This window comes from Prauserella halophila (assembly GCF_024171895.1).
GTDB classification, from domain to species: Bacteria; Actinomycetota; Actinomycetes; order Mycobacteriales; family Pseudonocardiaceae; genus Prauserella; species Prauserella halophila.
In genome coordinates, this window is the sequence record NZ_JAMTCQ010000009.1 from 543,170 (window position 1) to 555,289 (window position 12,120).

Genomic DNA, 12,120 nt, shown 5'->3' on the forward strand with positions numbered 1-12,120 from the left:
GCGTGAGCCGGCGGATCAGCGGTTGGACGCCGACTTCACGAACGCGGCCAGGTCCTTGCCCTGCTGGACCCGTGACTCGGGGTGGACGTACATCATGTGCCCCGCCGGGTAGTAGGCCGTGTCGACGTTCGCCTGCAGCTGGTCGGGGATCTGCAGCTGGGCGATGACGTGTTCGGCCGCGTAGTACGGCGTGGCACCGTCGTAGTGACCGAGCGCGACGTGCACCTTCAGGTGGGGGTTCTCGCGCATCGCACCGCTGAGCGAGTCGACGACCGACACGGCGCGTCCCTCGAAGTCCGAATAGGACCACGTCCGGGTCACGTCGGTGGACAGGATCTCGTACGGCAGGTCGTTATCGTACTGCAGCTCGGCGCGCACGTAGTGGTTGAACGCCGCGGAGTAGGCCCCGATGATCCGTGACACCGCCGCGTCGTCGCTCATGTGCTCGCGTCCACCGTCGGGCTCCCACGTGGTGAACCGACCGTCCATGCGGCCCGTGACGAGCCCCTCGTCGCGCAGCAGTTCGGTGAAGAACCGCACGTGCTCGATGCGCAGGTTGACGCGGTCGACGTAGGACTCCGACAGGCCGGTCAGCTCGGCGAGTTTCGCCACGATCTCCGCGCGCTCGTCGGCCTCCAGCCGCGCGCCGCGCTGCAACGCCCACGGCAGGTCGCGCGAGGCGAAGTCCTCGGCCTCGGCCAGGACGTCGCCGAGCTCCCGGTCGCCGTGTTTGCCGTGGTAGTGCGCGATCGCGGCGTAAGTGGGCACGAACAGCGAGTACGGCAGGTCGTTGCCTTCCGAGAACCGGATCGTGCCCATGTCCAGCACGGACGAGAGGAGCAGCAGGCCGTTCAGGTACAGCCCGTGGCGGCTTTGCAGATGCGCGGCGAGCGCAGCCGCACGCAGGGTGCCGTACGACTCGCCCGCGACGAACTTCGGCGACAGCCACCGCTGGTTGCGCGAGGTCCACAGCCGGATCACCTCGCCCACGGATTCCACGTCGGGTGTGAAGCCGTGGTAATCGGCAGGCTTCTCCCCGCCCACTGCGCGCGAGTAGCCCGTCGACACCGGGTCGATGAACACCAGGTCGCTGTGGGCCAGCAGGGTGTCCGGGTTGTCGGCGAGGCCGTACGGTGGGGGCTCCGGGTCGTTCACGTCACCGGACACGACGCGCCGAGGGCCGAGCACGCCCAGGTGCAGCCAGATGCTCGACGAGCCGGGACCGCCGTTGAACGCGAACGTCACGGGCCGGGTCGTCGGGTCCGCGCCGTCGAGCGTGTAGGCGGTCACGTAGACCTCGGCCTTCGGCTTGTGCCCGTCGAACGTCCCGTCGTTGAGGACTTCCTTGCGCAGCACGATCCGTCCCGTCTGCGCCGTGTACGCGAGCTTGCGGCGCTTGACGGTGATCGAGTGCTGGGTGGTGACCAGATCGTCGGTCGGTTCGGTCTGCTGTGCAGCTGCCGGGGTCTCGGTGGTGCCGTTCGAGCCGGTATCAGGGGTTTCTGGCATGCCTACAACCTATGTGTTCGCGGCGATCGGAACCGCCGAAATTCGTTGTGCCCGGCATCGCCGGTGCTGCGAGGATCCCCGGCATGCAGCTGGTCATGGTCGGCGTCACCGCACCGAGTCATGTGTATCCCGGGCTCGGGCTGATCACCGAGCTCGTCGCGAGAGGGCACCGGGTGACGTATGTCGTCGGTGACCGGCTGGCCGACCTGGTCGCCCCGACAGGTGCCGAGGTGGTCACGCACCCGTCGACCATGCCGGCGGCCGACGAGCACTGGCCCGAGGACCTGGGCGAGGCGATGCAGGTGTTCCTCGACGACGCGATCAGGGCGTTGCCCGTCGCGGTCGGGATCGACCGGCCCGACGCCGTGCTCTACGACATCGGCGGGTTCGCGGGCCGCACGGCCGCCCACCACTGGGGAGTGCCCGCCGTGCAGCTGTCCACCGCGTACGTCGCGTGGGAGGGTATGGCCGAGGAGATGATGGAGTTCAACGAGGCGCTCAGGGCGTCACCGTCGGGGGAGAAGTACTACGCGACGCTGCGCGCGTGGCTCGATGAGAACGGCATGGACATCGACGCCGACGAGTTCACCGGAACGCCGCCGTCCTGCGTGGTGCTGATCCCGCGGGTGCTGCAGCCGAACGCCGAGCGCGTGGCCGACCGGTACGTGTTCGCCGGTCCGTGCGTCGACCCGGCCCGCCGCACCGGCTGGAAACCCGAACCGGGCGACGACCGCCCGCTCGTGTACGTGGCGCTGGGCACGAGCTACACCGAACGTCCCGACATCTACCGCGCGTGTATCGACGGGCTGGCCGGCGACTACCGAGTCGTGCTCGCCACGGGCAAGGTCGACCCGGCCGACCTCGGCGAACTGCCGCAGGGTGTGACGGCTGCGCGCACCCAGCCGCAGCCGGACGTGCTGGAGCACGCGTCGGTGTTCGTCAGCCACGCCGGGATGGGCAGTGCGGCGGAGTCGCTGTGGTTCGGCGTGCCGACGGTGCTCGTACCGCAGGCCGTCGACCAGTCCACGAACGCGGGCATGCTCGCTGCAATCGGAGCGGGCGTGCAGCCCGGGGAGCCGTGGGACGCGCCGACCCTCCGCGCGGCCGTCGACGCCGCCTGCGGCAAGGCCGAGCGGGTGCGCGAGCTGCGGGACGAGGTCCGCGCGGGCGGCGGCATCGAGCGGGCGGCCGACGCGGTGGAACGACTGTGCGCACGCGGCTGACGGTCACGGGCGGCCGCAGGGTGCGAGCGGTTGTCGGGTGCGCGCGGCCGGCGGGTGAGAATGGCGGGCGTGGGACGGACGCTGGCTGAACTGGACGCGGACCTGACCGGATGCCGTGCGTGCCCGCGGCTGGTCGAGTGGCGGGAGCACGTCGCCGAGACCAAACGTGCCGCCTACGCCGACGAGACGTACTGGGGAAGGCCGGTCCCCGGGTTCGGTCCGGCCGATGCCGCGCTGGTGATCATCGGGCTGGCGCCTGCGGCCCACGGAGCCAACCGCACGGGCCGGATGTTCACCGGGGACCGCTCTGGTGATGTCCTGTACCAGGCGTTGTACGACGTCGGTCTGGCGTCGCAGCCGACCGCGACTCATGCCCACGACGGTCTCGAGCTGTACGGCACGCGGATCACGTCGCCGGTGCACTGCGCCCCGCCCGCCAACAAGCCGACGCCCGCCGAACGGGACACCTGCGGCGGCTGGCTCGCCGAGGAGCTCGAGCTGCTCGCGCCGGCCATGCGCACGGTCGTCGTGCTGGGCGGGTTCGGCTGGCAGGCGGTGTTGCCGGTGCTCACCCGGGCGGGCTGGGAGGTGCCGCGGCCGCGGCCGGCGTTCGGCCACGCCGTCCACGTCGAGCTGGCTGGCCCGGCGCCGCTGCACCTGGTCGGTTGTTACCACGTCAGCCAGCAGAACACCTTCACCGGACGGCTCACCCCGGCGATGCTCCGCGACGTGCTGAGTCGGGCGAAGGAGCTCGCCGACCTCGACGACGGTTGACTTGACCGGGAATGCACTATGACTGCAAAATGCAGTCATGACGGTGTTGACGATTCGGGACGTGCCGGACGATGTCAAGGATGCGCTTGCGCGCGACGCACGGGAACGCGGGCAGTCGCTGCAGGCCTTCCTGTTGGGCGTGCTGCAACGGCAGGCTGCGTTCAGTGGTAATCGGCAGCTGCTCGCGGAGATCGAACGTGATCTGACCGAAGGTGGCGGTGCGGAGAGCGACGCTCAGGACGCCGCGGAACTCTTGGAGCAGGCAAGGCCGGAGACACGAGGTGGCGAGGTCGGAACATCCGGCGCGGGTGGCGCCGCGTGATCGTCGTCGACGCTTCGGCCCTGGCGAACATGTTGCTGTATGCGGACGCTCGCGGACGCGGCGCGCGGGCCGTGTTGGCACGAGACCTCGAGTGGGTGGCACCCGAACACTGGAAGGCGGAGGTCTTCTCGGTAGCCAGGGGGCTCACGCTCGGTGGCAAGATCAAGGAAGGGCAGGGCGCCCGCGCGGTGGAGCGGCTCCCGTTGCTCGGGGTCGAGTCCGTTCCGCTGGACGATCTACTCGTCCGGATGTGGCAGTTGCGCGATGCCGTCAGTGGGTACGACGCGGCGTACGTCGCAGTGGCCGAAGGGCGTGGCATTCCACTCGTGACCGCCGATGCGCGGCTCGCGCGTGCGGCGACGAGCCACTGTCGCGTCGAACTGGTCGCGCAGCGTTGACGGGCTCCTGCGCAGCGTTGACGGACTCTTGCGTAGTGCCGGAGCGTGTACCCGGCGGGGGCCGGTCGCCGCGGGGCGGCGTTCGGCCGCGCTCCGGCAGGTGTGATCCGAGATGACGGTCTCGCGGTGCGAGTTGCGCCCGCTCGACGCGCGCAACCTCGCCGACCTGCTGGCGGTCGCCGTCGCAGAGACCGACCCGCTCGAGGTCATGCCGCCGGTTTCCGGGGAGCCGGGCTGGAACGAGACGCGGCGGCAGGCGTTCCGTGAGTTTCACCTGACCAGGTCGATCGAGGCGGCGGAACCGGTGGAGCGTACGTACGTGGTGGTGGCCGACGATCGGGTCGTCGGTGCCGCGCGCATCGAACCGGCCGGCGAGGCCGCCGAGATCGGATTGTGGCTGGGGCGGTCGCACCGTGGTCTGCACCTCGGTCGCGCGGTGCTGGTCGAACTGCTGGTCATGGCGCGTGCGTCGGGGATGGCACGAGTGATCGCGAGTACCACTACGGCGAACGTCGCGGCTCGTCGACTGCTCGGCGGTGGGGGAGCGGGACTCACCGTCGACGGGGACCGGGTCGACGCGGTGCTGGACCTGCCGGATGCCCGGTGACCACGGAAAAGGCCCGCCGACGTCTTGCGCTCGCCGCTCAGGACGGTGTAAAGGTCCTGTCAACTGAATCGTTTGGGTCGCGGCGGCGATACCGATCACACCTGGCCAACCCGGTTAGTGGGGATCGGTGGTTAGTGGGAAACTGAGCGTATGGCAGCCAAGTCGGAACCGACGAGGATCCTCATCCTCGGCGGCGGGTACGTCGGCCTCTACACGGCACTGGGCCTTCAGAAGAAGCTCGGGGCCAACGAGGCGTCCGTGACGATCGTCGATCCGCAGCCGCACATGACCTACCAGCCGTTCCTCCCGGAGGCGGCCGCCGGGTCGATCGAACCGCGACACGTGGTGGTGCCGCTGCGCCGGGTGCTCCGACGCTGCCACGTGCTCACTGCGCGGGTGAACAAGATCGAGCACGAGCGCAAGACCGTGACGGTCGAAGCCGCCGACGGCCACATCGAGCAGCTCGGCTACGACGTCCTCGTCGTGGCGCTCGGCTCCGTGCCGCGCCTGCTGCCGATCCCCGGTCTCGCCGAGCAGGGCATCGGCATCAAGACGGTCGGCGAGGCCATCTACCTGCGCAACCACGTGCTCACCAAACTCGACGAAGCGTCCAGCACGCTCGACCCGGACCTGCGCAAACGCTTGCTGACGTTCACGGTCGTCGGTGGCGGCTTCGCCGGCATCGAGGCGCTGGCCGAGCTCGAGGACATGACCCGCGACGCTTCGACCTACTACGAGAACATCGATCCCGACGACATCCGCTGGGTACTCGTCGAGGCCGCGGGCCGCATCCTGCCGGAGGTGCGCGACACGCTCGGCGTGTGGACGGTGGAGCAGCTCGAGAAGCGCGGCATCGAGGTGTACCTGTCGACGGCGGCGAAGTCGTTCGAGAACGGTCACGTCGTGCTGTCCGACGGCACCGAGTTCGACAGCGACACGATCATCTGGACCGCGGGTGTGAAGGCCAACCCGGTCGTCGCCGAGTCCGACCTGCCGAGTGACAAGCGGGGCCGCCTCGAGGCGACCGCGGCGCTGAACGTCGTCGGCCACCCGGATGTCTGGACCTCCGGTGACGTCTCCGCCGTGCCGGACCTCTCGCGCACCGAGGAGGACCCGACGGCCACGTGCCCGCCGAACGCGCAGCACGCCGTCCGGCAGGCCCGTCACCTGTCGAAGAACATCATCGCCTCGCTGCGGGGTGGCAAACCGACGGACTACTACCACAAGAACCTGGGCGCCGTCGCCGGTCTCGGCCTGCACAAGGGTGTCGCCGACGCGATGAAGATGAAGATCAAGGGCTTCCCCGCCTGGCTCTTCCACCGCGCCTACCACGTCCACGCGATGCCGACCTTCAACCGCAAGGTCCGCATCATGCTGGACTGGGCTCTCGGCGGACTGTTCAAGCGCGAGACGATCTCGCTCGGGCAGATCAACAACCCGAAGGAAGAGTTCAACCGGGCGTCCAAGTCCTGACCGCGACCCGCGATGTGACTGCCGAATGCGGCTCCGAGGATCACCTCGGAGCCGCATTCGTGTGCGGTGGCGGGGTTCACGGTCGCGGCCGGTGCCCAGGGGCTTAAGCTGCAGGGTGCCCCCGTAGCCCAACCGGCAGAGGCAGTCGGCTTAAAACCGATCCAGTGCGGGTTCGAACCCCGTCGGGGGCACTTCGTACCTGGTCAGAGGGCGGGTCCGACGATCACACAAGATCATCGGACCCGTTTACGCCCCACTTTGCCCGAACCCTCACCAGGTGTCTTCGAGCGCGCCCGGACTGTCAGAACAGGGTCTCCGGTTCGACCGGCTCCGGCTCGGGCAACGGGTCGAGGTCGGGCACCAGGGTTCGGACGTCGTGGTGGAATCGGCGGGCCAGCCTGGGCGCGTCGCGGTTGTCGGGAGTGTGCAGGAAGACTGTGGGCGAGCGGCCCTCGCGCAGCCAGTCGGCTACCACCGTGGTCCACGGCTCCCAGCCCGCGATCGTCTCGTCGACCGAGTCCCTGCCGAGGTAGCGCACGATCGGCCGGTCGGTCAGCGCGCGTGTTCGCCGCGGCAGCTGTGGCTTCTGCCTCCATGCTTCCTGTTCGGCGGCACTGGTCGGCGGGCTGCGGAACAGCAGGGTCGTGTCGAAGGGAACCCACTCGGCGTTCGCGCCCGTGAGCGTGGCCTCGAGTCGAGAGGCTGCGTCGGCGTCGGTGAAGAACACGGGATCCCGCACCTCGACCGCACGCGGGAGGCCGGGCGGAAGCCTGCGCAGGAACCGGCCGAGCGCGTCGAGCGCAGGTGGGCCGAACGACCGCGGCAGCTGTGTCCACAGCACCGCCCGCTCGCCGAGTGGTTCGATCGCGTCGAGGAACGCGCGCATCTCGGTCTCGACGCCGGCGAACCGGCGCTCGTGCGTGGCGATCTTCGGCAGTTTCAGTACGAACCGGAAGTCGGAGTCGGTCTGGGCCACCCAGCCCGCGACGGCGTCGCGCGTGGGCGTGGCGTAGAAGGTGGTGTTGCCCTCGACCGCGTTGCACCAGCCGGCGTAGGCGCGCAGGCGTCGTGCGGCCGGCAGGGACGGTGGCACGAACCGTCCCTGCCAGGCCTGGTGTGTCCACATCGCACAGCCGACATGAAGACGTGGCACCCGATCAGCTCCCTCCGATCGCCACCGACGCCTCCACCCGTCGGTGGCTACGCGCTATGCCTGTCGCCCCGCGCTCAGTGCCAGCCGAGTGCCGGCGCCACGTGGGTGAGGATGCTGTCGAGGATGTGTGCGTTGTAGTCGACCCCGAGCTGGTTGGGCACGGTGACGAGCAGCGTGTCGGCGGCAGCGATCGCCTCGTCCTCGGCCAGCCGCTTGATGAGCACGTCCGGTTCACCGGCGTACGAGCGCCCGAAGACGGCGCGGGTGCCCGCATCGAGGTAGCCGACCTTGTCCTCGGACTCGCCTGCGTCGCCGAAGTACATGTCGTCGAGGTCGCTGACGATGGGGAAGATGCTGCGGCTGACCGAGACTCGCGGTGTACGTTCGTGTCCTGCTGCGTGCCACGCCTCGCGGTAGGCGTCGATCTGCTTGCGTTGCTGGACGTGCAGCGGCTCGCCGCTCTCGTCGTCCTTGAGCGTCGAGCTCTGCAGGTTCATGCCGAGCCGTGCCGCCCACTCCGCTGTGATGTTGGAGCCCGAGCCCCACCAGATGCGCTCGCGCAGGCCGTCCGAATGCGGCTCGACGCGCAGCAGACCGGGCGGGTTGGGGAACATGGGGCGCGGGTGTGGCCGCGCGAAGCCCTTGCCGTCGAGGGTCGAGAGCAGCGTCTCGGTGTGCTCGCGGGCCATGTCCGCGTCGCTCGCGCCATCCCGGGGCTCGAAGCCGAAGTAGCGCCAGCCGTCGACGACCTGCTCGGGCGAGCCGCGGCTGATGCCGAGCTGCAGCCGCCCGCCCGCGATGAGGTCGGCGGAGCCGGCATCCTCGGCGGTGTAGAGCGGATTCTCGTAGCGCATGTCGATCACGCCGGTGCCGATCTCGATGCGGCTCGTGCGCGCGCCGATCGCGGCCAGCAACGGAAACGGCGACGAGTGCTGCTTCGCGAAGTGGTGGACGCGGAAGTAGGCGCCGTCGGCCCCGAGCTCCTCCGCCGCGACGGCGAGCTCGATCGCCTGAGTCAACGAGTCCGCGGCCGAGCGGGTCTGCGAGTGCGGCGCGTCGGACCAGTGGCCGAAAGACAGGAATCCGATCTTCTTCACTCCCCGTGCAACGCGCCCGCAATGAGATCTGTTCCGCCGCACGGCGGAACGGCCTCGCGGCGGCGTTGCGGGAGATCGTCCGGAAGCTCGCGCCCGTGATATTCCGTCGCGCCGGTGTGATTGGTCCGGGTACGGTTCCGCATCGCTGCGGCCGGGGAGCCTGTCGCAGCGGCCGTCAGCTGATCCCACGGTGAAAGCAGGTTTCGTCCATGGCGTGTCGGATGGGTGAGCTCGTGCTCGATTGCCGCGACCCGGAGGTGCTGGCGCGGTTCTGGTGCGAGGTCCTGGACTTCGTCGAGCTCGGCCGCGAATATCCCGACGGGGTGGACGGCTACGCCATCGAGATCGGCCCGCTCTGACGACCGCGGGTCCCGGTGTGTCCCGGGCCGGGAGCGGCAGGTCCGGCCCCGGCACGTTCGCCGGCCTCGCGCCGGGCCGTGCCCGCGCTGGGTAGGCAGTCCGCAGGCGCGGCGCACGGTGCTGTTGCTGCCCCGGGTTTCCCGCGTGCCTACCCGGGCCGGTAGGCACGCAGGAACACCTTCACGCCGGCCGTGACGATCGCGTCGCGCTCGGCTTCGTCGATGGGCAGGGCGCCGTAGTGGGTCCGGCCCTGCACCTCACTGCCGACCAATGCGACGAAATGCCGGGCTGCCCGGTGGGCGTCCTCGATCTCCAGCAGGCCGCGTTCGGCCAGCTCGGCCAGCCGGCGCGCGAGGTCCGCCTGTACCGGTCCGGGCCCGGTCTCCTGCCACGACCGCAGCACGTCGTCCGGCACGTGCCCGATCTCGGCCTGAATCTGTCGCACCAGGGCGAAGTGCGCGCCGAACCGGGGCATCACGAGTGTGAACGCGTGGCCGAGCGCGATCAGGTCCGATTCCAGGTCGACGATCTTGCCGAGGTGCCGGTCGAGATCGGCGAGCTGCGCTTCGCGGACCTGCTCCGCGCTTTCCAGGATGACCGCGCGGAACAGCTCCTTCTTGTCGGTGAAGTGGTTGTAGATGGTGCGGGTCGACACCGCTGCCTCGCTCGCGATGGCACCGATGCTGGCGCGGCTGTAGCCGTCGCGTCCGAATACCTGGCGGGCCCCGTCGCCTACGTCGTCGTCACGCCCGAGTACAACCACAGCTTCCCCGCGCCGCTGAAGAACCTGATCGACCTCTACCGCACGGAGTGGCAGGCAGGTGCCGAGCGCCGTGGTCGTATCCGCCGCGGCGCGGCCGGCGCACCCTGCGCTGCACGACCGCTGTGCCGATACGACTGCTGTGCCGATGTCACGACCACGATAAGGCAGTAAAATGCGCGTGGGTATCAGAAAGGCGGCGGCGCACATGATGGACGGCATGATGGGCATGGGGTGGTTGTGGATGGCGCTGTGGGGCCTGGCGGCCCTGGCAGTGCTCGCCCTCGCTGTGTTCGTCGGCGCCCGGTTCCTCGGTAACCTCGCTGCGGGCCGGAACGGGTCCGAGATCGACGGTGCCGAGCAGGAAGTCCGCCGGCTCTATGCGGCGGGGCAGATCGATCGCGAGGTGTACCTCCAGCGGCTCGACGACCTCCGGCACCGTTAGCCGGCCTGCGCGGCCGGGCTGCGCATCCCACCGGGGTTCGACGTCCCGTTTCCCGTCACAACTACTGCACGAGAAGTCGCAAGTTCGGTTCGACGGAAGAAGGGAGTGTGGGGTCCGTGGCAACGGAGGATCCGGCGCGGGTGCGGCGGTTCTGGGACAAGCAATCGGGTCGCTACGACAGGCAAATGAGGTTCTGGGAACTCCGGCTCCTCCGGGACACCCGGACGTGGCTGTGCGGCCGGGCCACCGGTGAGGTACTCGAAGTGGCGATCGGGACCGGGCTGAACCTGTCGTCGTATCCATCCGGCGTCACGGTGCACGGGATCGACCTCAGTCCCGGGATGCTGAAGCAGGCCCGGAGCCGCGCCGAGGAACTCGGGCTCGACGTTGACGTGGCCGAAGGGAACGCGCAACGACTCGAATTCCCCGACGCCTCCTTCGACACGGTCGTGTGCACGCTGTCGCTGTGCAGCGTGCCGGACGACCGTGCCGTCGTGGCCGAGATGTGGCGCGTGTTGCGGCCTGGCGGCCGGCTACTGCTGGCAGATCACGTGGTCAGCACCTCGGCACCGTTGCGCGTCGTGCAGCGGTTGCTCGAGCTGGTCACCGTTCCGATGGGGGAGGAGCATTTCCGGCGCAGGCCGTTCGACCACGTCCGCGCGCAGGGTTTCTCGATCGAAGACCACGACCGGTTCAACCGCGGGATCGTCGAGCGGCTGATCGCGCGAAAACCGGAACACTGAGCGGTGTGCGGGCAGGCGCTCGTCCCGGCGCCGACCGCTGACGGGCGGGCGGCGGGTCCGTTCACCGGCGCGGCGCGGGCTCCGCTCAGGACTGCCTGCTCAGCACTTCTCCTCGGGGATGTAGCCCTGCTCGCAGGCGTACTCGAGTTGCGCTTCCCCCGCGGTGTCGTCTCGACCCCGGCCGCCGGGGTCGAGATGGCCCTGGTATTCCTTGCAATCCGGGTTGAACTCGCCCGCCTCGAGTGCGCGCTCCCCGCAGCCGCGCCCGGTGTCCGCACCGCCGCCGGTCCCGGCCGAGGGTGGCCGCGGCGACATCGGCGACCGCGAATGCGGCACCGATCCGGAGGGCGGTGCGGCGGACGCGGACGTGTGAGGAGCCGGTCCGGGGCTCGGGTCTCCGGCGCATGCGGCACCCCCGGCCAGCACGACGGCAGGCAGCAGGAGTGCCGGTACGAGCCGTGCCCAGGTCGTCATTCATCCATTGTGAGGCTCAGTGGGGCCCGGTCGTCGGTGCGGGTGCCTACCACGGGGTCGTCCACGGCAGGCAACCCGCAGCGCAGGTTCCATTTCGGTGAGCCGCCCGCGCAGGCCGCGGCCCGGTCACCGGCGGAGGATCGGCTGCGAAACCCCTCGTTCGGGCGATGCCGGCGGTGCGAACGGCAACTCCGCCCACACGACCTTGCCGCGCGGGTCCACCGAGTGATCGGCCTGATCGACACCCCAGTCGTCGGCCAGAGCCGCGACGAGCAGCAGGCCGCGGCCGTGATCGACGTCGGGCCCGGGGTGCAGCAGCACGGGGCGCCGCGGGTCCGCGTCGGACACCTCGATGCGCAGGCGCTCCGCGCCGGTGCGCACCCGCAGCGTGCACGGCGGGCGGCCGTGCACGACCGCGTTCGTCACCAGCTCGGTGACCAGCAGTAACACGTTCTGTCGCGTGGACTCGTCGCCGCTGTCGAGTGCGGTGTCGACGGCGTGCCGGGCCTCGGTGGGACTGCGCGGGTCGATGTCCAGCGCGATGTCGACCACGAGGGTGTCGGCCGCGACGCGGCTCTGCTCAATCATCATCGTCGGCCCCGTCGGCTCGGCGGTCCTCGCCGTGACCGAGGCGGGAGCCGGTCCGGACGGGCTGTGGAACGGCCCGGTGTCCCGGTGACTCCGCCGATCGGGCGTCGACCGCGGATCGTTCACAACACCCGTGTGCCCTCTGTCGCGGATCGATACACCCATTTGCACAGGGCCGTTCGAGTGACACCCGC

The 12,120-nt window shown here is 69.8% G+C and carries 15 protein-coding genes, 1 tRNA gene and 1 pseudogene; 11 read left to right on the forward strand and 6 right to left on the reverse strand.

The window, feature by feature from the left end; genetic code table 11:
- Positions 1–15 precede the first annotated feature (15 nt).
- Positions 16–1,509 (reverse strand): S10 family peptidase, encoded by a 1,494-nt coding sequence (locus LY41_RS08725; protein ID WP_253863364.1) that lies wholly within the window; start codon positions 1,507–1,509, stop codon positions 16–18.
- Positions 1,510–1,592: 83 nt separating this feature from the next.
- On the opposite strand from LY41_RS08725, the gene LY41_RS08730 reads away from it, so the two are divergent.
- From LY41_RS08730 to LY41_RS08760, 7 genes are all read left to right on the forward strand, one after another.
- Positions 1,593–2,732, forward strand: a complete 1,140-nt coding sequence (locus LY41_RS08730; RefSeq protein WP_253863365.1) for a macrolide family glycosyltransferase — start codon at positions 1,593–1,595, stop codon at positions 2,730–2,732.
- 60 nt (positions 2,733–2,792) lie between these two features.
- Positions 2,793–3,506 (forward strand): uracil-DNA glycosylase, encoded by a 714-nt coding sequence (locus tag LY41_RS08735; RefSeq protein ID WP_253863366.1) that lies wholly within the window; start codon positions 2,793–2,795, stop codon positions 3,504–3,506.
- Between the two features lie 37 nt (positions 3,507–3,543).
- Entirely contained in the window at positions 3,544–3,828 is a 285-nt protein-coding gene (locus tag LY41_RS08740; RefSeq protein ID WP_253863367.1) for a FitA-like ribbon-helix-helix domain-containing protein, read from the forward strand.
- The gene (locus LY41_RS08745) at positions 3,825–4,226 is read left to right on the forward strand and encodes a type II toxin-antitoxin system VapC family toxin (RefSeq protein WP_253863368.1); all 402 of its coding nucleotides are present in this window, start codon (positions 3,825–3,827) and stop codon (positions 4,224–4,226) included. Before LY41_RS08740 ends, LY41_RS08745 begins: the two co-directional genes overlap by 4 nt.
- A 112-nt stretch (positions 4,227–4,338) precedes the next feature.
- On the forward strand, positions 4,339–4,833 hold the full coding sequence (locus tag LY41_RS08750; RefSeq protein ID WP_253863369.1) for a GNAT family N-acetyltransferase: 495 nt from the start codon (positions 4,339–4,341) through the stop codon (positions 4,831–4,833).
- A 150-nt stretch (positions 4,834–4,983) separates the two neighbouring features.
- Positions 4,984–6,306, forward strand: a complete 1,323-nt coding sequence (locus LY41_RS08755; RefSeq protein WP_253863370.1) for an NAD(P)/FAD-dependent oxidoreductase — start codon at positions 4,984–4,986, stop codon at positions 6,304–6,306.
- 117 nt (positions 6,307–6,423) lie between these two features.
- A tRNA-Leu gene (locus LY41_RS08760) sits at positions 6,424–6,497 on the forward strand.
- Positions 6,498–6,607: 110 nt separating this feature from the next.
- Here LY41_RS08760 and LY41_RS08765 read toward each other — a convergent pair.
- Both LY41_RS08765 and LY41_RS08770 read right to left on the reverse strand, forming a co-directional pair.
- Positions 6,608–7,459 carry a DUF72 domain-containing protein gene (locus LY41_RS08765; protein WP_504966323.1) on the reverse strand — a complete coding sequence of 284 codons (852 nt, stop codon included), beginning with the start codon at positions 7,457–7,459 and terminating at the stop codon, positions 6,608–6,610.
- Between the two features lie 74 nt (positions 7,460–7,533).
- Positions 7,534–8,556, reverse strand: a complete 1,023-nt coding sequence (locus LY41_RS08770; RefSeq protein WP_253863371.1) for an LLM class flavin-dependent oxidoreductase — start codon at positions 8,554–8,556, stop codon at positions 7,534–7,536.
- A 209-nt stretch (positions 8,557–8,765) separates the two neighbouring features.
- Between LY41_RS08770 and LY41_RS08775 the strand changes: the two are divergent.
- A pseudogene (locus LY41_RS08775) lies at positions 8,766–8,909 on the forward strand (VOC family protein); the annotation flags it as partial.
- A 155-nt stretch (positions 8,910–9,064) separates the two neighbouring features.
- Here LY41_RS08775 and LY41_RS08780 read toward each other — a convergent pair.
- Positions 9,065–9,679, reverse strand: a complete 615-nt coding sequence (locus LY41_RS08780) for a TetR/AcrR family transcriptional regulator (protein WP_253863372.1) — start codon at positions 9,677–9,679, stop codon at positions 9,065–9,067.
- On the opposite strand from LY41_RS08780, the gene LY41_RS24040 reads away from it, so the two are divergent.
- The 3 genes from LY41_RS24040 (at position 9,632) to LY41_RS08795 (ending at position 10,864) form a co-directional block, all read left to right on the forward strand.
- On the forward strand, positions 9,632–9,850 hold the full coding sequence (locus tag LY41_RS24040) for an NADPH-dependent FMN reductase (RefSeq protein ID WP_372493220.1): 219 nt from the start codon (positions 9,632–9,634) through the stop codon (positions 9,848–9,850). The two genes, LY41_RS08780 and LY41_RS24040, sit on opposite strands and share 48 nt — an antisense overlap.
- Positions 9,851–9,857: 7 nt before the next feature.
- Positions 9,858–10,121, forward strand: coding sequence for an SHOCT domain-containing protein (locus LY41_RS08790; protein WP_253863373.1), 264 nt, complete (start codon positions 9,858–9,860; stop codon positions 10,119–10,121).
- Positions 10,122–10,261: 140 nt separating this feature from the next.
- Positions 10,262–10,864, forward strand: coding sequence for a class I SAM-dependent methyltransferase (locus LY41_RS08795; RefSeq protein WP_443678873.1), 603 nt, complete (start codon positions 10,262–10,264; stop codon positions 10,862–10,864).
- A 99-nt stretch (positions 10,865–10,963) separates the two neighbouring features.
- On the opposite strand, the gene LY41_RS08800 is transcribed toward LY41_RS08795, so the two are convergent.
- Together LY41_RS08800 and LY41_RS08805 are read right to left on the reverse strand one after the other, a co-directional pair.
- The gene (locus LY41_RS08800; RefSeq protein ID WP_253863375.1) at positions 10,964–11,338 is read right to left on the reverse strand and encodes a hypothetical protein; all 375 of its coding nucleotides are present in this window, start codon (positions 11,336–11,338) and stop codon (positions 10,964–10,966) included.
- A gap of 126 nt (positions 11,339–11,464) precedes the next feature.
- Complete coding sequence (locus tag LY41_RS08805; protein WP_253863376.1) at positions 11,465–11,929, reverse strand: ATP-binding protein; 465 nt, start codon at positions 11,927–11,929, stop codon at positions 11,465–11,467.
- Between the last annotated feature and the right edge of the window lie 191 nt (positions 11,930–12,120).